Source organism: Rhodococcus (subgen. Prescottella) equi, assembly GCF_003013675.1.
Lineage (GTDB): Bacteria > Actinomycetota > Actinomycetes > Mycobacteriales > Mycobacteriaceae > Prescottella > Prescottella equi.
The window spans coordinates 1,285,947-1,309,085 of sequence record NZ_CP027793.1; the positions used below are offsets into that span (position 1 = coordinate 1,285,947).

At 67.8% G+C, this 23,139-nt stretch carries 24 protein-coding genes and 1 tRNA gene; 15 read left to right on the forward strand and 10 right to left on the reverse strand.

The window, feature by feature from the left end; translation table 11 throughout:
* The first annotated feature begins 19 nt into the window (after positions 1-19).
* The 6 genes from C7H75_RS06205 to C7H75_RS06230 all read left to right on the forward strand — a co-directional run bounded on the left by C7H75_RS06205 (position 20) and on the right by C7H75_RS06230 (position 6,877).
* Positions 20-997, forward strand: coding sequence for a quinone oxidoreductase family protein (locus C7H75_RS06205; RefSeq protein WP_022594453.1), 978 nt, complete (start codon positions 20-22; stop codon positions 995-997).
* Between the two features lie 31 nt (positions 998-1,028).
* Entirely contained in the window at positions 1,029-1,928 is a 900-nt protein-coding gene (locus C7H75_RS06210) for a TauD/TfdA dioxygenase family protein (protein WP_106851105.1), read from the forward strand.
* A gap of 43 nt (positions 1,929-1,971) precedes the next feature.
* Positions 1,972-3,027: a beta-keto acid cleavage family enzyme gene (locus tag C7H75_RS06215; RefSeq protein ID WP_005514933.1), complete on the forward strand. Its 1,056-nt coding sequence runs from the start codon at positions 1,972-1,974 to the stop codon at positions 3,025-3,027.
* 102 nt (positions 3,028-3,129) lie between these two features.
* A complete protein-coding gene (locus tag C7H75_RS06220; RefSeq protein ID WP_064057983.1) occupies positions 3,130-3,723 on the forward strand; it encodes an RBBP9/YdeN family alpha/beta hydrolase in 594 nt (197 codons plus the stop codon).
* Positions 3,724-3,758: 35 nt separating this feature from the next.
* Positions 3,759-5,294, forward strand: a complete 1,536-nt coding sequence (locus C7H75_RS06225) for a long-chain-fatty-acid--CoA ligase (RefSeq protein ID WP_081183203.1) — start codon at positions 3,759-3,761, stop codon at positions 5,292-5,294.
* 116 nt (positions 5,295-5,410) lie between these two features.
* Positions 5,411-6,877, forward strand: a complete 1,467-nt coding sequence (locus tag C7H75_RS06230) for a glycoside hydrolase family 5 protein (RefSeq protein WP_106851106.1) — start codon at positions 5,411-5,413, stop codon at positions 6,875-6,877.
* Positions 6,878-6,919: 42 nt separating this feature from the next.
* Here the strand turns inward: C7H75_RS06230 and C7H75_RS06235 are convergent, their stop codons facing one another.
* Complete coding sequence (locus tag C7H75_RS06235) at positions 6,920-7,543, reverse strand: TetR/AcrR family transcriptional regulator (RefSeq protein WP_013415121.1); 624 nt, start codon at positions 7,541-7,543, stop codon at positions 6,920-6,922.
* Positions 7,544-7,667: 124 nt separating this feature from the next.
* Here C7H75_RS06235 and C7H75_RS06240 point away from each other — a divergent pair, with 124 nt between their 5' ends.
* The gene (locus C7H75_RS06240; protein WP_005514927.1) at positions 7,668-8,813 is read left to right on the forward strand and encodes an acyl-CoA dehydrogenase family protein; all 1,146 of its coding nucleotides are present in this window, start codon (positions 7,668-7,670) and stop codon (positions 8,811-8,813) included.
* A 30-nt stretch (positions 8,814-8,843) separates the two neighbouring features.
* Here the strand turns inward: C7H75_RS06240 and C7H75_RS06245 are convergent, their stop codons facing one another.
* Positions 8,844-9,746 (reverse strand): ABC transporter substrate-binding protein, encoded by a 903-nt coding sequence (locus C7H75_RS06245; RefSeq protein WP_106851986.1) that lies wholly within the window; start codon positions 9,744-9,746, stop codon positions 8,844-8,846.
* Positions 9,747-9,825: 79 nt separating this feature from the next.
* On the opposite strand from C7H75_RS06245, the gene C7H75_RS06250 reads away from it, so the two are divergent.
* The gene (locus C7H75_RS06250; protein WP_106851107.1) at positions 9,826-12,066 is read left to right on the forward strand and encodes an ATP-dependent DNA ligase; all 2,241 of its coding nucleotides are present in this window, start codon (positions 9,826-9,828) and stop codon (positions 12,064-12,066) included.
* Positions 12,067-12,083: 17 nt separating this feature from the next.
* Here C7H75_RS06250 and C7H75_RS06255 read toward each other — a convergent pair whose 3' ends face one another.
* Positions 12,084-12,434, reverse strand: a complete 351-nt coding sequence (locus tag C7H75_RS06255) for a MerR family transcriptional regulator (protein ID WP_081205239.1) — start codon at positions 12,432-12,434, stop codon at positions 12,084-12,086.
* Between the two features lie 270 nt (positions 12,435-12,704).
* On the opposite strand from C7H75_RS06255, the gene C7H75_RS06260 reads away from it, so the two are divergent.
* Positions 12,705-13,091: a hypothetical protein gene (locus C7H75_RS06260; RefSeq protein WP_064077112.1), complete on the forward strand. Its 387-nt coding sequence runs from the start codon at positions 12,705-12,707 to the stop codon at positions 13,089-13,091.
* Between the two features lie 7 nt (positions 13,092-13,098).
* Here the strand turns inward: C7H75_RS06260 and C7H75_RS06265 are convergent, their stop codons facing one another.
* The gene (locus tag C7H75_RS06265) at positions 13,099-13,476 is read right to left on the reverse strand and encodes a hypothetical protein (RefSeq protein WP_005514920.1); all 378 of its coding nucleotides are present in this window, start codon (positions 13,474-13,476) and stop codon (positions 13,099-13,101) included.
* A gap of 236 nt (positions 13,477-13,712) precedes the next feature.
* Here C7H75_RS06265 and C7H75_RS25935 point away from each other — a divergent pair, with 236 nt between their 5' ends.
* The 4 genes from C7H75_RS25935 to C7H75_RS06280 all read left to right on the forward strand — a co-directional run bounded on the left by C7H75_RS25935 (position 13,713) and on the right by C7H75_RS06280 (position 16,597).
* Positions 13,713-13,862 carry a hypothetical protein gene (locus tag C7H75_RS25935; RefSeq protein WP_175280008.1) on the forward strand — a complete coding sequence of 50 codons (150 nt, stop codon included), beginning with the start codon at positions 13,713-13,715 and terminating at the stop codon, positions 13,860-13,862.
* A 90-nt stretch (positions 13,863-13,952) separates the two neighbouring features.
* Positions 13,953-14,330 carry a hypothetical protein gene (locus tag C7H75_RS06270; protein WP_005514918.1) on the forward strand — a complete coding sequence of 126 codons (378 nt, stop codon included), beginning with the start codon at positions 13,953-13,955 and terminating at the stop codon, positions 14,328-14,330.
* 76 nt (positions 14,331-14,406) lie between these two features.
* Positions 14,407-15,336, forward strand: a complete 930-nt coding sequence (locus C7H75_RS06275) for a MaoC family dehydratase (protein WP_081121399.1) — start codon at positions 14,407-14,409, stop codon at positions 15,334-15,336.
* Positions 15,337-15,475: 139 nt separating this feature from the next.
* Positions 15,476-16,597: a type I restriction endonuclease gene (locus C7H75_RS06280; RefSeq protein WP_064057990.1), complete on the forward strand. Its 1,122-nt coding sequence runs from the start codon at positions 15,476-15,478 to the stop codon at positions 16,595-16,597.
* A gap of 23 nt (positions 16,598-16,620) precedes the next feature.
* Here the strand turns inward: C7H75_RS06280 and C7H75_RS06285 are convergent.
* A tRNA-Arg gene (locus C7H75_RS06285) sits at positions 16,621-16,693 on the reverse strand.
* A 328-nt stretch (positions 16,694-17,021) separates the two neighbouring features.
* On the opposite strand from C7H75_RS06285, the gene C7H75_RS06290 reads away from it, so the two are divergent.
* Positions 17,022-17,855 (forward strand): M23 family metallopeptidase, encoded by an 834-nt coding sequence (locus C7H75_RS06290; protein ID WP_013415127.1) that lies wholly within the window; start codon positions 17,022-17,024, stop codon positions 17,853-17,855.
* 82 nt (positions 17,856-17,937) lie between these two features.
* Here the strand turns inward: C7H75_RS06290 and C7H75_RS06295 are convergent, their stop codons facing one another.
* The 5 genes from C7H75_RS06295 to C7H75_RS06315 form a co-directional block, all read right to left on the reverse strand.
* Positions 17,938-18,186: a hypothetical protein gene (locus C7H75_RS06295; protein WP_005514916.1), complete on the reverse strand. Its 249-nt coding sequence runs from the start codon at positions 18,184-18,186 to the stop codon at positions 17,938-17,940.
* A 135-nt stretch (positions 18,187-18,321) separates the two neighbouring features.
* Positions 18,322-19,122, reverse strand: a complete 801-nt coding sequence (locus C7H75_RS06300; RefSeq protein WP_064057993.1) for a family 1 encapsulin nanocompartment shell protein — start codon at positions 19,120-19,122, stop codon at positions 18,322-18,324.
* Positions 19,119-20,141: a Dyp-type peroxidase gene (locus tag C7H75_RS06305; RefSeq protein WP_081121398.1), complete on the reverse strand. Its 1,023-nt coding sequence runs from the start codon at positions 20,139-20,141 to the stop codon at positions 19,119-19,121. Before C7H75_RS06305 ends, C7H75_RS06300 begins: the two co-directional genes overlap by 4 nt.
* 90 nt (positions 20,142-20,231) lie before the next feature.
* Positions 20,232-21,449, reverse strand: coding sequence for a globin domain-containing protein (locus tag C7H75_RS06310; RefSeq protein WP_106851108.1), 1,218 nt, complete (start codon positions 21,447-21,449; stop codon positions 20,232-20,234).
* Between the two features lie 31 nt (positions 21,450-21,480).
* The gene (locus C7H75_RS06315) at positions 21,481-21,927 is read right to left on the reverse strand and encodes an RrF2 family transcriptional regulator (protein WP_005514909.1); all 447 of its coding nucleotides are present in this window, start codon (positions 21,925-21,927) and stop codon (positions 21,481-21,483) included.
* Positions 21,928-22,179: 252 nt separating this feature from the next.
* On the opposite strand from C7H75_RS06315, the gene C7H75_RS06320 reads away from it, so the two are divergent.
* Entirely contained in the window at positions 22,180-23,106 is a 927-nt protein-coding gene (locus tag C7H75_RS06320) for a universal stress protein (protein ID WP_013415131.1), read from the forward strand.
* Positions 23,107-23,139 lie beyond the last annotated feature (33 nt).

Consider the following 23,139-nt stretch of genomic DNA (forward strand, 5'->3'; position numbering starts at 1 on the left):
CGCGATCAAGGAGAAGTCAATGGCCAAAGCGATCCGCTTTCACGAGACCGGTGGACCGGAAGTCCTGAAGTGGGAGTCGGTGGACGTCGGCGACCCCGGCCCCGGCGAGGTGCGGGTCCGGCACGAGGCAGTCGGGCTGAACTTCGCCGACACGTACTTCCGCACCGGGCTGTACCCGGCCCCGCTGCCGGCGGGAATGGGCGTCGAGGCCGCGGGCGTCGTCGAGGCGGTCGGCCCCGGGGTGGAGGGCTTCGCGGCGGGGGACCGGGTCACCTATACCGGCAGCCCACTGGGCGCGTACAGCACCGAGCGCGTCCTGCCCGCCGAGCACCTGATCGCGCTGCCGGACGGGATCGCGTTCGAGACCGCGGCCGCGATGACGATGCGCGGGCTCACCACGTCGTACCTGCTGCGTCGGATCGCTCCGTCGCTGAAGGCGGGCGACACGGTCCTGCTGCACGCGGCCGCCGGCGGCGTGGGTCTGATCTTCTGCCAGTGGGCGAAACTGCTGGGCATCAACGTCATCGGAACCGTGTCGAGCGACGAGAAGGCTGCGGTCGCGCGCGCGCACGGATGCGGCGAGGTCATCGTCTACAAGCGGGAGAACGTTGCCGAACGGGTCCGCGAGCTCACCGACGGTGCGGGGGTGCCGGTCGTGTACGACAGTATCGGGCAGACCACCTACCAGTCGTCGATCGACTCGCTGGCGCGCCGGGGTCTGCTGGTGGCCTTCGGTACGGCGTCGGGCCCGATCCCGCCGATCGACGCGATGGAACTCGCGGTCAAGGGCTCACTGTTCGTGACCCGGCCGGCGCTCGCCGACTACATCGCCGACCCCGCCGAGCGAGCCGAGCTCGCCGGCGAGCTGTTCGGCCACGTTGCGGCCGGCCGCATCCAGATCGAGATCAACCAGCACTACGCACTCGAGGAAGCCGAACAGGCCCACCGAGACCTGGAGTCGGGCATCAGCATCGGCTCGTCGGTCTTCTCGTTCTGAACCGTCTTCCGAGCATGAACAGGAGAGAGCGATGACCATTGTCGAAAGCCGCGTTCGCGGTCGCGGGGCGACCGTCGCGAACCTGGACGCACGACCTTTGACCTGCAGCATCGGCGCGGAGGTTGACGGCGTCGATCTCGGGGAGGTGTCCCGCGACGACGCCCTGTTCGCCGAACTGAAATCGCGTCTGCTCGAGCACAAGGTGCTCTTCTTTCGTGACCAGGACATGAGCAGGGCCGAGCACGTGGCGCTCGCGCAGCGGTTCGGCGCGCTCGAGGATCACCCCGTCGTCGGAAGCGATCCCGAGCATCCCGGCCTGGTCCGGATCTACAAGGACCTCGACAGCGCCCCGGAAGCGTTCGAGAACGCCTACCACTGTGATGCGACGTGGCGCGTGAATCCGCCCATGGGGTGTGTACTGCGCTGCGTGGAGGGTCCGGCGGTCGGCGGCGACACGATCTGGGTGAACATGGCGCTCGCATACGCGCGTCTGCCGGAACGGGTCAAGGAACGGATCGAGGGTCTTCGGGCGCGGCACAGCATCGAGGCGTCGTTCGGCGCCCGGCTGCCGATCGAGCAGCGGCTCGAACTGAAGGAGCGCTTCCCGGATGCGGAGCACCCGGTGGTCCGCATCCATCCGGAGACGGGGGAGAAGATCCTGTTCGTCAACAGCTTCACGACGCATCTGACGAACTTCCACACCGCCGAGAACGTCCGGAGCGGAATCGATTACGCGCCGGGCGCCGGAGATCTGCTGCGGTACCTGCAGACTCAGGCCACGATCCCGGAATATCAGGTGCGTTGGCGGTGGACGAAGAACAGCGTCGCGATCTGGGACAACCGCTCGACGCAGCACTACGCGGTCCAGGACTACTGGCCGGCAGTTCGAAAGATGGAGCGCGCCGGGATCGTCGGCGACCGCCCCTTCTGAGTCTTCCTTCAGCCCTTCAGCTATTCAGAAACGGAGTTACGCAATGCATTTCCACGACGATGCGCTCTTCCCCGAGAACCAGGACAAGCTGGTCATCACCGTCGCGCCGTACGGTCCGGAATGGGCGGTGGAGGACTTCCCCGAGGACCTGCCGCTCACGATGGACGAGCACGTCCAGCAGGCGGTGGATTGCTACGAGGCCGGCGCGACCGTGCTGCACATCCACGTCCGTGAGGAGGACGGGAAGGGCTCGAAGCGGCTCTCCAAGTTCAACGAGCTCCTCGGGCGTCTGCGGGAGGCTGTGCCGGACATGATCCTCCAGGTCGGCGGTTCGATCTCCTTCGCGCCGGAAGGTGACGGCGCCGACGCGAAGTGGCTTCCGGACAACGTCCGCCACATGCTCGCCGAGCTGGATCCGAAGCCGGACCAGGTCACGATCGCCATCAACACCAGCCAGATGAACATCATGGAGTTGATGACGCCGGGCGACATCAAGGGCACCTCTCTGGAGAACGCCGAGCTGGCCCACACCTACCGAGAGATGACCGTCCCCGCCGGTCCCGAGTGGGTCGAGGAGCACCTGCGCCGGTTGCAGGCCGCCGGTATCCAGCCGCACTTCCAGCTCTCCTCGATCCCGCAGCTCGAGACCGTCGAACGGCTGATCCGTCGCGGCGTCTACACCGGCCCGTTGAATCTGACCTGGGTGGCGATCGGTGGCGGCTTCGACGGCCCCAACCCGTACAACATGATGCAGTTCATCGATCGCGTCCCGGACGGCGCCTGCCTGACCCTCGAGACGCTCATGCGTTCGGTTCTGCCGGTCAACGCGATGGCGATCGCGATGGGCCTGCACCCGCGGTGCGGCAACGAGGACAACCTGTGGGCGCCGAGCGGCGAGGTCAAGATCACCTCGGCCGAGCAGGTGCGTCAGCTGGTCCGGGTGGCGAAGGAGCTCGGCCGCGAGGTCGCCACCGGCAAGGAAGCGCGCGACATCTACAAGATCGGCACCACCTACAAGGACGCCGACGAGACCCTCGCCAAGCTCGGCTACGCGCCGAACCGTGTTCGCGGTCAGGTCGGCTTCACCCGGCACGCCTGACCCGCTGTCACCCGTCTGCGACAGCGTGTTCCGGTCGAGCGGGGACACCTACAGGTGTCCCCGCTCGGTCCGTCCACCTCGACATCTCTCGAAGGAAATGCCATGAGCAGCAGCGCATCCCCGACCGTCGTGATAGTTCCCGGTTTGCGTGACCACGTCGACGACCACTGGCAGACCCTGCTGGCCGCCGGCCTGGACAGGGTCCGCACCGTTCCGCCGCTCGAGCACGACAGACTCAGCCTCGACGCACGGGTGGCCGCACTCGACGACGTCCTGACCGGCATCGACGGCCCCGTCGTGCTGGTTGCGCACAGCGCCGGGGTGATGATCGCCGTGCACTGGGCGTCTCGGCACGACCGCCCGGTCGCGGGCGCGCTCCTGGCCACCCCGCCGGATTTCTCTACGCCGCTGCCCGCCGGCTATCCGACGCTGCCCGACCTCGACGCCAACGGCTGGAACCCGGTCCCGCGCAGCCCGTTGCCGTTCCCGAGCATCGTCGCCGCGAGCCGCAACGATCCGCTCGCCGAGTTCACGGCCGTCGTCGATCTGGCGCACGCGTGGGGCAGTCGGCTCGTCGATCTCGGTGAGGTGGGGCACCTCAATCCAGCCTCCGGCTACGGCGAATGGCCGCGCGCATCCGAACTTCTGGACGAACTCCTCACCACGATCGGCGCCGCACCCGCGCCGAGCCACTGACCGTCACGATCGCCGCCCGAGAGAAGAACGCCTCGATGCTCAATCTGTCCATGTTTCTGGAAGACTCGGCCCGCAAGTACCCGCAGCGCGACGCACTGGTGCTGGGGGATTCCCGGTTCACCTACGCCGAGACCGACGGCCTGGCGAACCAGATAGCGAATCTCCTCGTCGCGTCCGGGATCGAGCCCGGCGACCGGGTCGCGATCTCGTGTCCGAATGTGCCGTGGTTCCCGATCGTCTACTACGGGATCCTCAAGGCAGGTGCGGTCGTCGTGCCGCTCAACGTCCTGCTGAAAGGTCGTGAGATCACCTACCACCTGCAGGACTGCGGGGCGGCGGCGTACTTCTGCTTCGAGGGTGGGCCGGAGTTGCCGATCGGGGAGTACGGACGGGAGGGCTTCCGGTCCGCCGAGGGGTGCCACACCATGTTCGTCATCGACGGCAGCAGCGGCGACGGTGTCACCTCTCTGTCGGATGTGCTTCCCGCACAGCCGAACACGTTCGAGGCGGCGGCCTGCGGGGCGACGGACACCGCGGTGATCCTCTACACGAGCGGCACCACCGGTCAGCCCAAGGGTGCCGAGCTCACCCACTCGAACATGGTGCTGAACGCGATCGCCGCGAACCGTTTGTTCGACAGCACGCCGAGCGCGCCGGACACCCATCTGCTCACCCTGCCGCTGTTCCATTCCTTCGGACAGACGATCAACATGAACGCCGGGTTCTCGGTGGGCGCGACGCTGGTGCTGCTGCCGCGGTTCGAGGCGGGGGCCGCACTCGAGATCATGGAACGCGAGTCGATCACGATGTTCGCGGGTGTACCGACGATGTACTGGTCCCTGCTCGGTGCGGTCGACGACTCGGTGGACGTCGAGCGGATCGCCGGAAAGCTCCGCAAGGCGATTTCCGGCGGCGCCGCCCTGCCGGTCGAGATCCTCGAACGGTTCGCGTCGCGGTTCGGGGTGCAGATCCTGGAGGGTTACGGGCTGTCCGAGACGTCGCCGGTCGCACTGTTCAGCGATCCGGAGCAGGCGCCGCGTCCGGGCTCGATCGGCGTCCCGCTGTGGGGCGTGCAAGTCCGTCTGGTCGATCGGGACTGGAACACCGTCGAGGGCGCGGACGTCGTGGGCGAGATCGCGATCCGCGGTCACAACGTCATGAAGGGGTACCTCGGCCGGCCCGACGCGACCGCGGAGGCGATGCGGGACGGGTGGTTCCGCACGGGTGACCTCGCGCGCCGGGACTCGGACGGCTTCTACTACATCGTCGACCGCGCCAAGGACATGATCGTGCGCGGCGGATTCAACGTGTACCCGCGTGAGGTCGAGGAAGTCCTCATGACGCACGACGCCGTGTCGCTGGCCGCCGTCGTCGGTGTCCCGCACGAGCGGCACGGCGAGGAAGTGCGCGCCTACGTGATTCCCGCCGCCGGAACCGAGGTCTCGGCCGCAGATCTCGTCGCGTGGTCGAAGGAGAGGATGGCGAGCTACAAGTATCCGCGTGAAGTGCACTTCGTGGAGCAACTGCCGATGACCGCCACGGGGAAGATCCTCAAGCGCGAACTGGTGTGACCCGAGGACGGCCCGAGACGTGCTCGGCGAGCGGAACTTCGATGGTTTCGCCCCTTTCGGTCCTGGTGCCGACCTAAGCTTCCGTCCACTTGGACGGTTGTACAGGAAGGCTCCTCGTGCGCGCACTGTTGATGGTCGCCCTCGCGGCTCTGACTCTCCAGGCCGCGCCGGCCGTGTCGGCGGCTCCGGTCCCGTCTGCCTCGGACGGCTGGACGCTTCCGCGGCTGACCGTCGAGGACGGCGCCATCAAGGACGTCGACGGGCGGACGGTCCTGCTGCGCGGCGCGAACGTCAACGGGCTCAACGACTACGCCTCCAACGGAGCCGGACTGCAGACGGTCGCGCCGCTGGACCGGACGGACTTCGAAGCCATGGCGGCGCTCGGATTCGACGTGGTGCGGTTGAACATCGCGTGGTCGGCGCTCGAACCGACCCCCGGCGCCTTCGACGCCGCCTACGTCGCCCGGATCCGCGAGGCCGTGCAGGACGCGAAGGACAACGGCATCTACACGGTCCTCGACATGCACCAGGACGCGTGGGGTCCCTACGTGGGAACGCCCGAGGGACAGGACTGCCCGCCACTCCTGCAGCGCGGGATCGGGTGGGACGGGGCACCCGAATGGGCGACGCTCACCGGCGGGTGGACGACGTGCAACATCGGCGGTCAGCGGGAAGCGTCGCCGGCGGTCGCCAGGGCGTTCCAGGCGTTCTACGACGACGAACAGGGTGTGCAGGGCCACCTGGTGCAGACCTGGGCGCGCCTGGCCGCAGAGTTCAGGAACGAGCCCGCGGTGGTGGGCTACGACCTGCTCAACGAACCGAACCCCGGGCTTCGGGACCCGTTCGCGGCGGCCGATCAGATCGGACGCTTCTATCAGCGGGCGATCGCGGCCATCCGGCAGGCCGAGACGGGCGGCTTCCCGCACCTGGTGATCTTCGAGCCCAGCGCGCTGTGGTCGGCGTTCGGATTCGACGCGCTGCCGCCGCGGCACTATCTTGCCGATCCGCTGGTCGTGTTCTCGCCGCACCTCTACAGCCAGTCGATCAACGTCAGCAGTGAATTTCCTTCGATCGAGGACGGATTCAGGATCGCCGCGGCGGCGGCCGACTGGTACGGCGCGCCGCTGTGGACCGGCGAGTGGGGCTGGTTCGGTGATCCGGACGAGCAGGCGGGTCAGGTTCGCCGGTTCGTCGATGCGATGAACACGCACCGGATCGGGGGCGCGTGGTGGTCATGGACCCAGGCGTGTGGTGACCCGCACGCGGTGAAGGACGGCAATACTGCCGAGCCGCAGGGCAACCTCAATCGCATCGACTGCCCGTCGGGGGAGGAGCAGGGGCTGGTCGAGGGGTTCGCGGAGCAACTCGCCCGCGCGTACCCGCGGGCGGCGCCGGGCCTGACCGAGGTGGCGACGGAAGGCTTCCGCGGCGACGGCAGCGGACGCATCGAGGCCTGGTACCCCGGCGCCGAGCGGCCGCAGCTGGACACGGTGAACGTGGCCGACGTCGCGCTCACCCGCGTCGACGGCGGCTGGCGCCTGATCGGTGAGGCCGCCGGAGAGTACTCGGTCACCACGCTCTGAGCGATCGCTTAGGGACTTGGGGCGCGGAAGAACGAGCCGGGCTCAGCCGACCGCCCCGACCATCCGCTCTGCCATCGCCGCCAGCGATGCGCCGACCGCGTCCGGGGTGTCGAGTTCGCGAGACGGGTACCAGCGGGCGGTGTCGATGCACAGCGACAGCACGGCGAGCGTCGTGGTGTCGACGTCGGCCACCGCGAAGTCGCCGACGCGCGACCCGTCCGCGACGATCGAGCGCACGGTGTTCACGATGTCGCGCCGCAGCCGCACCACCTGCACGTGACTGTCGGGGTCGAGATGGGACAACTCGTACTGCACCACCCGGGCGGTCGTGGTGTTCTCGGCGTGCCAGTGGGCGAACGCGTACACCGCTGCCCGCAGGCGTTTCGTGGGCGAACCGGGAGGTGTGGCGGCGGCGGTGAGCCGGGCGAGGGCGGAGACGTGTCCCTCGATGCTCAGTCGCGCGAGGACGTCCTGCTTGGACCGGAAGTGGATGTACATGGCGGCGGGGCTCATGCCGGCTCCTGCTGCGATCTCCCGCGTGCTCGTGCCGTGGTAGCCCTTCGCGGCGAAGGCGTCGCGGGCGGCGTCGAGCAGTCGCTGCTCGGCCTCGGCGGCCGGCCGCTCCGTCTCGGGCGCGCCCGATCGGGTTCCTGTTCGCGATGTCATCTGGTTCCGACCTCCGCCGCTCCGTCGACCCGGTGTCGACGTCTTCCGCGTTGACTTTCGCACACCTCCACCGCAGACTAAGCGAACGCTTAGAAGTTAGTGCTCAGTCGGAAAGGGCTGCGAAGTGAAGAGATCAGTTTTCACGGCCGATCACGAGGAGTTCCGTTCGGCCGTCCGCGATTTTCTGGCCCGCGACGTGGTGCCCAACGTGGACGAGTACGCCGAGAACAAACTCATCGCGCGTGAGGTCTGGCACGAGGCCGGCAAGCAGGGCATCCTCGGGCTCGAGATCCCCGAGGCGTACGGCGGCGGCGAGGCCGGCGACTACCGGTTCAACGCCGTCGCCACCGAGGAACTGGCCGCGGTCAACATGGCGCTGGCGTCGAGCTTCGGCATCCACTTCGACATCGTGACCCCGTACGTCGTCGACCTGGCGTCGGAGGAGCAGAAGCAGCAGTGGCTGCCGCGCATGGCCGCCGGTGAGGCCGTCGCTGCGATCGGCATGACCGAGCCGTCTGCCGGCTCGGATCTGGCGAACCTCAAGACGTCCGCGGTCCGCGACGGTTCCGACTGGATTCTGAGCGGCTCCAAGACGTTCATCACCAACGGCTACACCGCCGACGTCGTGGTGGTGGCGGCTCGCACCGATCCGACCCAGAGGTCGAAGGGCATCAGCCTGTTCCTCGTCGACACGTCGCTGCCCGGATTCGAGCGGGGACGCAAGCTCGACAAGGTGGGCCAGCCGGAGGCGGACACCGCGGAACTGTTCTTCGACGAGATCCGGCTGCCCGCCGACGCGATGCTCGGCGAGCCCGGCACCGGGTTCGTCTCGATGATGGAGCGGCTGCCGCAGGAACGGATCGGCGCCGCAGTCACCAACGTCGCGCACGCCAAGCAGATCCTGCTCGAGACCATCGAGTACGCGAAGGAGCGCAAGGCCTTCGGGAACTCGATCGGGTCGTTCCAGCACAACAAGTTCCTGCTGGCCGAGCTGGTGACGAAGATCGAGGTGGCCCAGGCGTACATCGACGCCGCGGTGGCCGAACACTCCGATTCGGGTCTGAGCGCCGTCGACGCGGCCAAGGCCAAGTGGTGGTCGGCGCAGGTGCAGAACGAGGTCCTCGACCACTGCGTGCAGTTGCACGGTGGTTACGGCTTCATGCGCGAGTACCGCGTCGCGCGGGCCTGGATGGACGCCCGGGTCACGAAGATCTGGGCCGGATCCAACGAGATCATGAAGGAGATCATCGGTCGCGATCTCGAGCTGTGAACCGATCGGCGGCGCCGGCCGCGGGAGCTGCTACTGCAGCACCCGCGCGCCGGCGCTGTCGGTGAGCCACCGCGCGATCAGAGCGTCCAGGGTCCCGTCGTCGTACAGGCCGTCGAGTGCGGCGGACACGCACCCGGTCAGAGGACTGTCCTTCTCGAGCACCACGCCGTAGAACTCGGTGACATCGTTGGGGCGGGGGAACTGCCCGACGATGACGCTTCCCGGAATCTGTTCCTCCGTGATGTGGAAGCCGGTGGGCAGGTCCACGACGATCGCATCGACCTCGCCGGCCAGCAGCGCTGCTTTCGCCGTATCGGTGCTGTCGAATGCCATCGGCGTCCTTCCCGGACGGATGGTGCCCTCGATCGCGGCCAGGCTCGTCGAATTCCGCTGCGCGCCCAGTCGAAGCTCCGTCAGGTCGGCGAGCGATCGCGATCGTGCTGCGGAATTCGTGGACAGCGCCACCACCGACTGCGCCACCGGGTAGTACGGCGCCGAGAAATCGACGCTGTCCCGCCGGTCGGCGACGATCGTGAACTGGTTGATGTCGAAGTCGAAGTTCTTGGGCCCGGGCGCCAGGGCGTCGTCGAAGGCGACCCGGCTGAACCGCACCTGGTCGGGGGCGTACCCCAGGCGTTCGGACACTGCTCGGGCCACCGCCCCCTCGTAGCCCAGCCCGTTGGCCGGGTCGTTGTCGATGACCCACGGTGCGTGGGCGGGGTCGTCGGTCGCGATCGTGAGAACGTCCGGCGCCCAGGTGAGCCCGCCGCCGGGACCGCACGCGACCGACCGCGACGCGGCGTCCGCGGATGCTGCCGACGTGTCGGCCGCGTCGGCGGGATCGGCGATGGTGCATGCGGTCGCGGGAACGACGGCGAGGCAGATCGAGGCCAGGACCGCAGAGCGTCGTCGGGGGGTCAACACCGCAGTCATCTTGCCTTCGCGCCCGGAATGCGACAAGAACAGGTGCGTGCGGGCGCACAATGTGCGTATCTGTGACGGGAGGTGACCGATGCCGACGCGCACCATCGACGGACGACGGGTGGCGGTGAGCCGCCTCGACAAGGTGCTCTATCCGGCCACCGCGAACGGCCCCGCAGTGACCAAGGGCGAGGTGATCGACTACTACGAGGCCATCGCACCGGCGATGCTGCCGCACGTCGTGGATCGTCCGGTGACCCGCAAGCGCTGGCCGAACGGGGTCGACGAGCCGTCGTTCTTCGAGAAGAACCTCGCTGCGTCCGCACCGGACTGGCTCACGCGTCACGCGGTCCATCACAAGGACCGGGCGGTGCGGTACCCGGTGATCGATTCCGCTGCGGCCCTGGTGTGGATCGGCCAGCAGGCGGCGCTCGAGGTCCACGTTCCGCAGTGGCGCTTCGTCGACGGCGAGCCGGGGCCTGCGACGCGGCTGGTGTTCGATCTCGATCCCGGTGACGGTGTGGGGCTCGCGGAGTGCGCGCGGGTGGCCGCCGCGGTGCGGGACCTGGTGGCGAGCCTGGGCTGGACGGCGTACCCGGTCACCAGTGGCAGCAAAGGGATTCACGTGTACGTGCCGTTGGACCGGACCCTTGCGCCGGGCGGAGCGTCCACTGTCGCGCGGAAGGTCGCGACCAGCTTGGAACAGTTGCACCCCGATTTGGTGACGGCGACGATGGCGAAATCGGTGCGGGCGGGCCGCATCTTCGTGGACTGGAGCCAGAACAACGCGGCGAAGACCACCATTGCGCCGTACTCGTTGCGCGGCCGGGCGGCACCCACCGTGGCGGCGCCGCGGACCTGGGACGAACTCGAGGATCCCGGCCTGCGGCATCTGCGGTTCGACGAGGTCCTCGACCGGTTCCGGCGGGACGGCGACCTCATCGCCGACCTCGATCCGCGGATGGATGCCCTCACCGAGTACCGCCGCAAGCGCGACGCCGACCGTACGCCCGAACCGATCCCGCAGACCGCGGCCGAAGGCGGCGAGGGCAATTCGTTCGTGATCCAGGAGCACCACGCCCGACGCCTGCACTACGACTTCCGTCTCGAACGTGACGGAGTGATGGTGTCGTGGGCGGTACCCCGCGGGCTGCCGACGTCGTCGAAGGAGAACCGTCTGGCCGTTCACACCGAGGACCACCCGCTCGAGTACGCGAGCTTCGCGGGATCGATTCCCAAGGGCGAGTACGGCGGCGGCACCGTGAGCATCTGGGACGCGGGGACGTACGAGCCGGAGAAATGGCGCGACGACGAGGTGATCGTGCGACTGTCCGGGCAGCGGGCCCAGGGGCGATACGCGCTCATCCGCACCGAGGGCGACCAGTGGCTGATGCACCTGATGAAGGATGACGGTGGTGCAACCGATCTGCCCCGCGGGCTCGCCCCGATGCTCGCCACCGCCGGCACGCTCGACGGGCTCGAACCCGAGCAGTGGGCGTTCGAGGGAAAGTGGGACGGCATCCGACTGATCGTCGAATTCGACGGCACGACGGTGCGGTTGCGAGGGCGGGCGGGAAACGATGTGACCGAACGCTATCCGGCGTTGCAGGCGCTCGCGGCGGCTCTCGACGGGCATCGAGTGGTGCTCGACGGCGAGGTGGTGAGCCTGGACTCGCACGGCAACACCAGTTTTCCCGCGCTGCAGGCCGGCGGCGTCCCCCAGTTCCGGGCCTTCGACATCCTGTACCTCGACGGGGTCTCGCTGCTCCGCAAGCGCTACGACGATCGCCGACGGATCCTCGACGCGCTGGCCGCGGCCACCGTCGGACTCGACGTGCCACCGCAGTTGACGGGCAGCGTCGCGGACGTGCGCGCGCAGAGCAAGGACCTCGAGGGCGTCGTCGCGAAGCGTCGCGACTCGATCTACCTGCCGGGTCGCCGCGGGACGGCGTGGATCAAGACGAAGAACTGGCTCACGCAGGAAGTGGTGATCGGGGGATGGCGGCGGGGCCGCGGTGCCCGCGAGGCAGGCATCGGGTCGCTACTGCTGGGTGTTCCCGACAAGGCCGGGCTGCGGTACGTCGGACGGGTCGGGACCGGGTTCAGCGAACGGGAGCGCGAACGGCTGATCGAGTTGCTCGGACCCCTCGAACGCGAATCGAGCCCCTTCGTCGGCGAGGTACCCGATGTCGACCGGGATACCGTGTGGGTGACGCCGAGCGTCGTCGGTGAGGTGCGGTACCGAGAACGCACCGACGCCGGGCGCCTGCGGCACCCGGCGTGGCGCGGGCTGCGGGACGACAAGTCTCCCGACGACGTTCGCATCGAATAGGAACCGTCGCCCTGCGATCAGCCCAGACGCCGGTCCGACGAGGAGTGGGTGAGTTCCGCGATCTCCGCGCGCAGTGCCGACTGCTGGTCCTCGAGGGCGAGTATCTCGCGGATGCCGGTGAGATTGACGCCGAGCTCGACGAGTTCGGTGATGCGGCGCAGCCGCTCGAGGTCCTCGTGGCTGTAGCGTCGGGTGCCGCCGCCGGTGCGGTCCGGGGCGAGCAGTCCGCGGCGCTCGTACAGGCGCAGGGTTTGGGGGCCGACTCCGGACAGTTCGGCGGTGACCGAGATGCCGTACACCCCCCGGTCGACGGGGGCGGCGGCGGAGCCGTGGGAGCGGGTGGGTCGCTCGTGGGTGTGACTGTGCATCGAATCCTCCGCTTCGTACAGTGCTGCGAATCGTGCGTGGGACGCCGATCGCAGCGATCGGGCATGCGGATCCTGGGGTCGAAAAGTGTTTCTCGTCTACACAGATAACCTCCTCTGGTCGGGTGAACCACGGCCCGGGGCTTGCCGAAATCGTGGTCGGTGCCGTTACGATCGATCGGGCGAAACGTGCGGGGTGGGTTCGCAACCACCCCGGTGCGCCGGCTGCCACCGTGGGTTACGGGGGCCACTTCAAGTCAGAGATGAGGGCGCATGCCCCGCACGCAGGAACACACCGACCGGTATACCGATGCTCTGATCGCGCTCGCAGCCGCCACGCACCGTCCCGCCAACATCGTCAACCTCCATGACCGTTACGCGATCCGCGTCGATTTCGAGTTCAATCGCTACGTCCTGGCGACCAACTCGGAAGACGGCCTGACCAGCGACGTCGACGCCATCGAGGCCTGGCACGTCGCGTTCTTCCAGCTGTCCGACGGCGCTGCCGACGAACTGCTCGCAGAGGCCGAGGACGAATGGCTGGCCGATGCCTTCGACCAGGCGCTCGACTGCCTGCGCCGCTCGGCGAACTGGATCGACTCCGACGCCAAGTTCGGGGAACTGGCGAAGTTGCCGGTCGGCGTCGCGAGCGAAGCCTGAGCCACCGCTAGGCTGCGCCCTCGACCACCGTGACGGGGCGATCGAGTGCCACCTCGACGGGGGACCACGCGCCCTCGAGCTCGAGGCGCTCCACCGCGCGGCCGTAGGCGACGATCAGGTCGCGGTCGGTTTCCTCCGCGATCGGATGCGCACCGGCCGGCGAGTTCTGCAGGACCTGGACCGTCCAGAGGTCGAGGTCGCTGCGGACGTCCGCCAGGCCCAGCTCGCTGTTCGTGGCCAGCAGGATGCGCCCGGATCCGGCGTCGGCGCGGATCGCGTAGCCGAGTGCGGTCTTCACTACCGAGGCCGGCAGGTGGGTGAACGCGGCGAAGCCGATCAGGGCGTCGGTGTAGAGGTCCGTGAAGTACTCGTGCTTGCGTGCCATGTCGCTCGTCTCTCTCTCGGGCCACCGAACGCTGTCGGCGGTGCGCAGGTCTCGGGCGGTTGCCGGCGGACCCTTCGGGTGTGAACTGGAGTTCGTCAGTTTCCTATCTGGTGCCGCGCACCTTGTCTCAATCAATTCGCTCAGTAAATCTATACCATAGGGCATAGATTAATGTTGTTCACGTCGGCCGGTCCGGTCGACGACGTCGTGAGATTCGGTGGTGCGAGATGGAGACGGTGGCGAGTTCGGCAGTGTCGAGTACGAAGGAAGAGGTGCAGGCGGATTCGCTGCTCGATCACCCCACGTCGGGGCTCATGATCCTCGCGGGCCTCGTCGGTGGGCTCGTCGTGTTCGGGACGTCGGTCCTGGGGGTGATGGTGCCGTGAAGGAAGCTCGAGGAGCGGCCGGATGCCGCCGCCCGGTAGGTTTTCGCTGAGCGGGCATGCGCACTACGCGCGGTGGGACGGAGGCGGGCGATGACGGATCGTGTCGGGGCGGGCCGGCAATGGTACGACCGCGCGGGACGTCCGATCTCCGCGGACGAGGCCGAGCGACTCCTCGGACGCCCCGGCTACGACAGGGTCGGGTCCACCACGATTCTCGACATGGCGGACCTGGACTGGATCCGCGACGTCTCGACGGTGTGGATCGGTCTCGATTTCAACGGCGAGAACGATTCCGGGCCTCCGCTGATCTTCGAGGCTGCGGTCTTCGACCGGGACCACGAGACGCTCGAACACCGTTGGTATGCAACGGAAGAAGAGGCGATGACGGCGCACGAGGACTTCGTCACCGCGGCGTGCGGCGAGGCGATCGACCCGGTGGTACTGCAGACCGCTGATCCGGCGCCCTGACCGGTTGCGGAGCATTCATGCGTAAGGCAGATCGTCCCTCCCTCTGAACCCTCTGAACCTTCTGAAAGCAGGTGGCATGTTCGGGTTTGTCGTGCACGGTTCGCACCTCATGCAGTTCGCGCGTGCGGTCGGCGATTTCGATCCCGCCTTCGAGGACGTCGGGCGTCTGGCGGCCACCGGCCCGGGCGCGCTCGTCGCACCGCCGACGTTCCTGATGGCTGCCGACCACTTCGATCCCTCCTACGTGCGCCGCCCGCGGCCGGGAACCTCGTGGCTCGGGTCGCGACCGCGTGACAGCGCGCAGCAGTCCGGATTCCACATGGAGCAACACTTCACGTTCCGTCGCCCCGTCCGTGCCGGTGACGTCCTGACCGCCGCATCGCGGCCCGGCGCCACCTGGGAGAAGAGCGGACGCCGCGCCGGGACGATGACGTTCGGCGAGACCCTCACCGACTACCGCGATTGCGATGGTGAACTCGTCGCGACCGCGCGCTGGGTCTCCGCCATGGTCGAGCGCAAACCGGACGCGCCGTCCCCCGCCGCAGCGGCCGATCGCTCGTCCTCCCGACCAGCACCGGTTGTCGAACATGGCTCGGCCGCACAGGATCTCACGGTCGGAAGCGCATGGACCGTCGTGCTGGTCGAGGATCTGACGCGGGCGCAGATCGTCATGTACGCGGGTGCGTCCGGCGACTTCCATCCGCTGCACAGCGACGACGTGTACGCGCGCGATCGCGGGCACCCGGGTGTCTTCGCGCACGGCATGCTGACGATGGGCATGTCCGGCCGGGCCGTCACCGACCGTTTCGGTCACGCGAGCGTCCGGTCGTTCGGTGGCCGGATCGTCTCGCAGGTCTGGCCCGGGGACACTCTCACCGCGCGCGTCGAGATCACCGCCGTCCGGGCGGGCGACGACGGCGGGACCGTCGCCGATATCGCACTCACCACCACGAATCAGCAGGGGGTGGCGGTCTTCAGCGGTGCCGCGGAGGTGCTGGTGGACTAGGCGTCGAGGGATGGATAGGACGCTCGTGTCCGCATAGTTTCGTGCGAATTGGTGCTTTCACCAATTTGGCGCTTTTGTCCCTCCGCTGTGCTCTACTTCCTGCTCGAGGCCACTATCTCGTGAACCAGGGGGTTGGAGAATGACATTTGCCGAAGCGATCAGCACACTCGCGGGCAAGGTTCGTGACAGGAAGTCGGAGATCGTCACCGAGGAAGCGACCAAGAACGCGCTCATCATGCCGTTCATCTCAACGGTCCTCGGCTATGACGTCTTCGACCCGTCAGAAGTGGTCCCCGAGTTCGTTGCGGATGTGGGCGTCAAGAAGGGGGAGAAGATCGACTACGCCATCGTGAAGAACGGCGAGGTGCAGATCCTCATCGAGTGCAAGAAGGTTGGGGAGCCGCTCAGCTTGCAGCATGCCTCCCAACTGTTTCGGTACTTTGCGGTTACCTCCGCTCGCATCGCGATCTTGACGAACGGTCAGGTGTACCAGATCTACACAGACGGTGACGCTCCGAACCGGATGGATGAGAAGCCTTTTCTTGTGTTCGACCTCCTCGACATCGATCGTTCGTTGATCTCCGAGGTTCAGAAGCTGTCGAAGGAATCCTTCGACCTCGAATCGGTGATCAGTGCAGCGGAGGAACTGAAGTACATCGGCTTGGTCAAGCGAGCACTCGCGAACGAGATCAAGGAACCGACGGACGATTGGATCAGGTACTTCGTCGCGAGGGTTTACGACGGTAAGGCGACGCAGCGAGTTGTCGATCAGTTCCGTGGACTCGTCTCCAAGGCGACAAGCCAGTACGTTTCGGACCAAGTCAACGAGCGCCTGAAGAGTGCACTGGGTGAAGGAGTCGGGCGCGATGAAATTGCGACTTCGAATGTCGAAGTCGTAGATATCATCGCTCGCGACGACGTTCTGGCACCGGAGGTGCCAGATCCGGAGATCGTGACAACCGATGAGGAACTCGAGGGGTTCAACATCGTGCGTGCCATCGCGGTCGCCGACGTTGCGCCCCATCGGGTCGTCTATCGCGATTCGAAGAGCTATTGCGCCGTGCTCCTCGACGACAACAACCGCAAGCCGATTCTTCGATTGCACTTGAACGGAAAATCGGTGAAGTTCGTGACGACCTTCGAAGACGGCAGCAAGGTGGGCATCCGTCACGACATCGAGACTGTCGTCGACATCTACAAGTTCGCGGAACAGATCCGCTCCACCGTCCGAGGGTACGTCGAGGTCGCCGCTGCTGACTGAGTTTACGGACAGATCAAGTGAAGTGCCCTCGGCAGGATTCGAACCTGCGACACCGGCTTTAGGAGAGCCGTGCTCTATCCCCTGAGCTACGAGGGCGGGGGCGGGGCGAACGGGAGTCGCGCTGTTCCGCAGTTAGGGAGTGTAGCGGCCGGAGGGCGTCCGAGATGAATCGGTCGGACGGGGTCGTGCGAGGGGGTGGGGTTGCCGGTGCGGCTGATCCGCCGCGCCGCGCCGACACGCCCGGTGGCCGCCCCGCGACCGCGCGTCGATCGGGCGCGCTCCCAGCACTGATGCGGCAACTCGAAAATAAAGATCAGGTAACGCTGGCGGGGACGTATATGGATTTGTTACCTTGGCCCGGCAGCAAGATCGAGTGCACTCCGGAGTGTGCGGCCGAAGAAACCGATTGACGAGGTAATTGACTGTGGGACGCCATCACCGGACGTCAGCAGACGCTGTTCTCATCGAGCTCGACCCGACGCTCCGGCGCGGCCGCCACCGTGAGGAGACCTCCGGTCCCGGCGCAGGCTTGAAGGCCGCCACGGTTGCCGCGGCGACGGGCGCGATCATCACCGCGGGTGCCCAGCTCGGCGCCGGCAGTGCCGCCGCCGCCCCGGCTCCCGCGCCACTCCAGGTCCCCGCCGGACTGCTGCCTGCGGGCGTCGAACTTCCGCAGTTCCAGCTCCCCGAGTTGCCCGCAGCTCCGGCGCTGCCGACCGCACAGGAACTGATCCAGCAGGCCAAGACGATCGAGATCCCGGCTGAACTCCCGCAGGTGCAGGACGTCGTCGACAACCTCACGGCCGCCGCCGAGGCCGCCTTCGGTTCGGTGGGCACGCCCAACGCGCGCGCCGTGAAGCCGGTGTCCGGCACGCTCACCTCCGACTTCGGACCGCGCTGGGGCAGCCATCACGGCGGCCTCGACATCGCGGCACCGATCGGTACCCCGGTGTACGCGGCGGCGGACGGCGTGGTCGTCGACGCCGGTCCCGCGTCCGGCTTCGGCCTGTGGGTGCGCGTCAAGCACGACGACGGCACCACCACGGTCTACGGTCACGTCAACGACTACCAGGTGAACGTCGGTCAGCACGTCGTCGCCGGCCAGCAGATCGCCACCGTCGGCAACCGCGGTCAGTCCACCGGCCCGCACCTGCACTTCGAGGTGTGGAGCCCGGGCGGCGCCAAGATCGACCCGTCCTCGTGGCTCGAGGAGCGCGGTGTCGCGGTCACGTGGCGAGGTGCCTCGGCCACCATGTGAGCCGATCCCGAAACGACGCAAAGTCCCCGCCCGGATGGGCGGGGACTTTGTCGTTCGAGTGGTGCGCCGAGAGCCGCGGAGCTCAGGCGGCCGGCGCGGCGGACGTACGGGCCGCGTAGGACAGGCCGCACACCGCCATGACCTGACCGAGGCTCAGCGATCCCGCATTGCCGTGCGCGCGGGAGAAGCGGCCGTCCGGACGCACCCACAACCGGACCGTCGTCACACCGTCCGCGCAAGCGAGGACGTACTCGTCGCAACCGTCGGGGCCGACCGACGTCTCGCACACGACGCCCTGCGTATGGGCGAGTTCGATCAGGTCCTCGATCACGAAAGCTGCTCCTCGTACCCCCGGGTCGACCGGGTCCTCCGTCGCCGTCCAGGCAACAGGGATTAGGTTAGCCTTCGCTCCTGTAGGCCTGTCAACCCTGCGTTCGGTCGGTGTGAGCAACCACTCCGGGTGCGGTCAGCGCGCCGCGAGCGCGACCGACGCCTCGCCGGTGTACGTGAGGAACGTCAGCGACTCCTGGAAGTACAGCTCGACGGTCTCCGCGTCGTGCGACAGGTAGCCGATCGACAGGTCCTGCCCGATCTGCAGGTCGAAGTCGCCGCCGCGCGTGGTCAGCACGAACGCCCCGTCGATCGCCGGTGCCCAGATGATGTCGCCGTCGATGAGGCGTCGGATGTGCTCGCGAATCGGGTAGCCGTGGTCCGACGTCTCGCTCACCTGCGTGTACGCCTCGGCGCTCAGCAGCACCGAGTAGGGGCCGTCGACGCCGGCCAGGCGCAGTTCGGACAGCGCCTGGCTGATGACCTCGGGTACGTCTCGGACGTCCTCGGGCAGCTGCAGCGGCGGGTTCGACGAGCTCGCCCGGATCCCCTCGATGCCGGCCGCGGCGTAGCCCTCGAAGATCGCCCGATCCTCGGCGAACGCGATCTTCTTCGCGGCATCTTTGACCGCATCCCAGTCCGCGTCCTGCGCGCCACGTTCGACGTTGTCGATCTCCTCGCGCGAGAGCTTGAACGGGACGCGCAACTCGACCAGTGGAGCCACTCGGCGCTGGCGGGCCATCACACCGGAGGCGGGGGCCTCGATCATGGTGGTGCGTCCCAGCCCGACCGCGGAGAAGTCGGTGCCGTGCGGGCCGGAGACGTCGACGACGGTACGTCCCGCGATGTGCCGCTTGAAGGTTCGGGTCGCCTCCTCCTCGATCGACGCCCAGGCGGCGTCGGTGATGGGGGCGAGACCGCGGTAGAGGTTGTTCATCGGTTGGAACTCCTTCTCAGACTGCCAATTCCGAGTGATCCGTCAGCGGCGGGAGACGGGCTCGTGCCTTCGGTGTCGGCGTTCCGGATGGCCGGCGCCGGCGGGAGATCGTCGAAGAACTCGACGGTGGGGGAGAAGAACAGGCCGCCGGTGACGGCCATGGAGAAGTCGAGGATGCGGTCGGTGTTGCCTTCGGGCTTGCCGATGAACATGTTCCGCAGCATCTCCTCGGTGACCGACGGCGTTGCCGCGTACCCGATGAAGTACGTGCCGAACTCGCCGTCACCGAGGCTGCCGAACGGCATGTTGACGCGCAGGATCTGCCGCTCGTCGCCGTCCTCGTCGGTGATGGTGTTCAGCGCGACATGAGAGTTCGAGGGCTTGACGTCGTCGGCGAACTCGATGTCGTCCAGCTTGGTGCGGCCGATGACGCGTTCCTGCTCCTCGGTGGAGATCGCGTTCCACGAGTCCATGTCGTGCAGGTACTTCTGCACGATGACGTAGCTGCCGCCGGTGAAGTCGGGGTCCTCGTCGCCCACGAGGGCGGCCTCGGCAGCCTCGACGCCTTCCGGGTTCTCGGTCCCGTCGACGAACCCCAGCAGGTCGCGCTGCTCGAAGTAGCGGAAGCCGTGCGTCTCGTCGACGACGGTCGCGGCGCCGCGCAGCCGTCCGACGATCTTCGACGCCAACTCGAAGCACAGGTCCATCGACACCGCACGAAGGTGGAACAGCAGATCGCCCGGTGTCGCGGGGGCGCGGTGCCGGCCGCCGTCGAGTTCGACGAACTCGTGCAGCTCCGCGGGTCGCGGGCCGTCGAACAGGCGGTCCCACGCGGACGAACCGATGGAGGCGACACACACCAATCCGGAGTCGGGTACCCGGAATCCGACGGCCTTGCGCAGGCCGTCGACGTCCGAGAGCACGTCGCGGACGGTGTCCTCACCACCCTCGTCGATGGTGAGCACGAGGAAGATCGCCGCTGGTGTCAGCGGCGTCAGGATCAACTGAGATCGGGCCACGCCTTACGTTAGAACACTCCGGGCGACTCCGTCGCCCGTGCGCCTTTTCGGTAGCTGTAGCTACCAAAAAGGCGCACGGGCGCGAAGCGCCTACACCCCCGCCCAGGTATCCGGGCCGAAGACCTCGTAGTGGATGTTCGACTCGGGCACGTCGCGGGCGAGGAGCGACTCCTTCATCGCCAACATGAACGGCAGCGGGCCGCAGAGGAAGGCGCGGGTGCCGGGCTCGAGCGTGACGTCGGTCAGATCCGCACGGCCCAGCCGGATTCCGTCGAACGCCTCGCGCGCCCCCAGATCCTCGTACCAGCGGTGCACCACGCCCGACGGCAGCTTCTCGACCAGTTCGGTGAGCTCGGCGCGGTGCGCGTGCTGCGCGACGGATCGGTCGGCGTGCAGCACGGACACGCTGCGCTGGTCCTCGGTGGACGCGAGGTGCTCGAGCATGCCGATCATCGGGGTGCAGCCGATGCCGGCCGAGACCAACAGCAGTGGCGCGTCGTCGTCGGGTAGGACCAGATCGCCGAAGGGCAGCGACACGGCCAGCTCGTCCCCTTCGAAGACGTTGTCGTACAGGAAGTTCGATACCTCACCGGCGGGTGCAGGGGTGCCGTCGGCCAGCGTCCCGCCCGCGATGCGCTTGACGGTGATCCGCCACTGTTCGTCGGTGGGGTCGCAGGCGAGGCTGTACTGCCGGATCTGCCGCGCCCCGTCCGGCAGATGGACGGCGACCGAGATGTACTGGCCGGGGGCGAACGTGGGGAGTGGAGTGTTCTCTGCCGAGGCGAGCGTGAAGGAGACGGTGTCCGCCGACTGGTGCTCGCGGCGCGTCACCCGCACTGCGCGCCACACGTCACCGGCTGCGACACCGGCCTTCTCGTACAGCCCGGCCTCCATCGCGATCAGCGTGTTCGCCATCAGCCAGTAGACCTCGTCCCACGCCGACGCGACCTCGGGCGTGACGGCCTCGCCGAGGATCTCGACGATCGCCTCGAACAGGTGCTTGTGCACGATCCAGTACTGGTCCGCGGTGATCCCGAGCGAGGCATGCTTGTGCGCGATGCGCGACAGGATCGCGTCCACCCGCTCGGGGTCGGGGTCGAGTTGCAGCGTCGCGAACGCGGCGACGGCGCCCGCAAGTGCCTTCTGCTGCTCACCCTGGCGCTGGTTGCCCCGGTTGAACAGGTCCCGCTCGAGCTCCGGGTGGGCGTCGAACATCTTGCGGTAGAACAGCGTCGTGATGTCGCCGATCGCCGCGCCCACGACGGGCAGGGTCGCGCGGACGGTTTCCTTCGAGGCCTCCGAGAGCATCGGATTCTCCTTGTCGGTCGGGTTTCTACGGTTAGGTCACTGCCGGTGAGTCGGGTACCGGCAGCACGGTTGTGGGGGTGGGGGCGGCGAGGTCTCGGACGGTCATCGCGTCGAGTGCGGTGTAGAACGCGTCCTGGGCGACGCGCAGGGACGACCTGAGCCGGCAGCCCCGACGCAACGGGCACGGCTTGTCGCCCTCGCAGGTCACCACCTCGCCGTCGCCCTCGAGCTGACGGGTCAACCAGCCCACCGACGCGGTGCGACCGAGATCGGTGATCGCCAGCCCACCGCCGCGCCCACGGCGTGTCGTCACGACGCCGAGTTCGCTCAGTCGCGCAACCACTTTGGTCGCGTGCGTGTACGAGACGGCGAGCTGCTCGGCGACCGCGCGGGTGCTGGGACCGCCCGACCCGGCCGGGTCGGTGGCCAGGCGCATGACGATCCGCAGGCCCAGATCGGTGAACTGCGTCAGCTGCATGTCTCGACCGTAGAAAATTGGTATCTGCGATTCCAATTAGATGTGACGCGGGTCGCGGTGCCGGAGACGAAGTCCCGACCTTGGGCCTGGGCGGACGGGACTTTGGTCCCGAACCACTCGGGACCGTGGCATCCCCACGCAAACAGGCCCGAGTGACTAACGTCGGAGGTGGCACCTCGATCGGTTCGGTCCGGGGCAGGATCGACCACGAATGCCACACCGATTCGTCGCAAACGGAAGAGGGTGAGCGGGATGACCGCAGAGGGCATGCAGCAGGGCGTCGAGGAACCGTCGGTCGCCAGGGACGAGAACTCGGTGATCGTCGGCGTCGACGGATCGGACGCCGCCCAGGCGGCCGTCGTCTGGGCCGCGCGGATGTGCGCGGAGCGCAACCTCACCCTGCGAATCATCCACGCCCTCAACTTCTCGCCGTACACATACGGGGCGCCCTACCTCGATGTCGCCGGGATCTACGACTGGATGGAGGACGAGGGCAAGGAGATCCTCGCCCGCGCCGCCGCGGCCGCCCGCGAAGTCTCCGCCGACCTGACGCTGTCCACCGAGATCTCCACGATGGGCGGCGCCCGCTGGCTCGTCTCGTTGTCGGAGGATTCGCGCGCGCTCGTCCTCGGCGCGTCCGGCAGCGGTGCGGCGGGCGGCATCGGTTCGACGGCGGTCAATGCCGCCAGCCACGGCGTGTGCCCGGTGGTCGTGGTGCACCAGCGCGACGGCGAGGTGCCCAGCGAGGGCCCGGTCGTCGTGGGCATCGACGGCAGCCAGACGAGCGAGCGTGCCACCGCGGTGGCGTTCGAGGAGGCGGCGCTGCGCGGGGTCCCCCTGGTCGCCGTGCACGCCTGGAGCGACACCCCGCACGGCACCCTGGCCGGTGGCCGCAGCGCGATCCGGGATCCGCGTGCGTTCGAGGACGCCGAGCGCGAGGTCCTCTCCGAACGTCTCGCCGGTTGGCGCGATCGCTACCCGGACGTCGAGGTCCAGCGCGAGCTGTACATCGACGGACCGCGCACCCATCTGCTGGCGTGGTCCCAGAAGGCGCAGCTCGTGGTGGTCGGCAGCCGTGGTCGCGGCGGATTCCGCGGATTGCTGCTGGGCTCGACCAGCAACGAGCTGGTCCAGAAGGCGCAGTGCCCCGTGATGGTGGTTCGGCCCGAGCGGTCGTAGAGTCCACTCCGTAACGTCCGTCACAGGTAAATA

Bases quoted from the DNA above. Each gene is read 5' to 3' on its own strand.
- C7H75_RS06300 (WP_064057993.1), bottom strand. From the start codon at position 19,122: ATGAACAACCTCTACCGCGGTCTCGCCCCCATCACCGACGCCGCCTGG.
- C7H75_RS06280 (WP_064057990.1), top strand. From the start codon at position 15,476: ATGACATTTGCCGAAGCGATCAGCACACTCGCGGGCAAGGTTCGTGAC.
- C7H75_RS06225 (WP_081183203.1), top strand. From the start codon at position 3,759: ATGCTCAATCTGTCCATGTTTCTGGAAGACTCGGCCCGCAAGTACCCG.
- C7H75_RS06270 (WP_005514918.1), top strand. From the start codon at position 13,953: ATGACGGATCGTGTCGGGGCGGGCCGGCAATGGTACGACCGCGCGGGA.
- C7H75_RS06220 (WP_064057983.1), top strand. From the start codon at position 3,130: ATGAGCAGCAGCGCATCCCCGACCGTCGTGATAGTTCCCGGTTTGCGT.
- C7H75_RS06255 (WP_081205239.1), bottom strand. From the start codon at position 12,434: ATGCACAGTCACACCCACGAGCGACCCACCCGCTCCCACGGCTCCGCC.
- C7H75_RS06250 (WP_106851107.1), top strand. From the start codon at position 9,826: ATGCCGACGCGCACCATCGACGGACGACGGGTGGCGGTGAGCCGCCTC.
- C7H75_RS06205 (WP_022594453.1), top strand. From the start codon at position 20: ATGGCCAAAGCGATCCGCTTTCACGAGACCGGTGGACCGGAAGTCCTG.
- C7H75_RS06315 (WP_005514909.1), bottom strand. From the start codon at position 21,927: ATGCAGCTGACGCAGTTCACCGATCTGGGCCTGCGGATCGTCATGCGC.
- C7H75_RS06215 (WP_005514933.1), top strand. From the start codon at position 1,972: ATGCATTTCCACGACGATGCGCTCTTCCCCGAGAACCAGGACAAGCTG.
- C7H75_RS06260 (WP_064077112.1), top strand. From the start codon at position 12,705: ATGCCCCGCACGCAGGAACACACCGACCGGTATACCGATGCTCTGATC.
- C7H75_RS06275 (WP_081121399.1), top strand. From the start codon at position 14,407: ATGTTCGGGTTTGTCGTGCACGGTTCGCACCTCATGCAGTTCGCGCGT.
- C7H75_RS06245 (WP_106851986.1), bottom strand. From the start codon at position 9,746: ATGACTGCGGTGTTGACCCCCCGACGACGCTCTGCGGTCCTGGCCTCG.
- C7H75_RS06235 (WP_013415121.1), bottom strand. From the start codon at position 7,543: ATGACATCGCGAACAGGAACCCGATCGGGCGCGCCCGAGACGGAGCGG.
- C7H75_RS06265 (WP_005514920.1), bottom strand. From the start codon at position 13,476: ATGGCACGCAAGCACGAGTACTTCACGGACCTCTACACCGACGCCCTG.
- C7H75_RS06320 (WP_013415131.1), top strand. From the start codon at position 22,180: ATGACCGCAGAGGGCATGCAGCAGGGCGTCGAGGAACCGTCGGTCGCC.
- C7H75_RS06210 (WP_106851105.1), top strand. From the start codon at position 1,029: ATGACCATTGTCGAAAGCCGCGTTCGCGGTCGCGGGGCGACCGTCGCG.
- C7H75_RS06310 (WP_106851108.1), bottom strand. From the start codon at position 21,449: ATGCTCTCGGAGGCCTCGAAGGAAACCGTCCGCGCGACCCTGCCCGTC.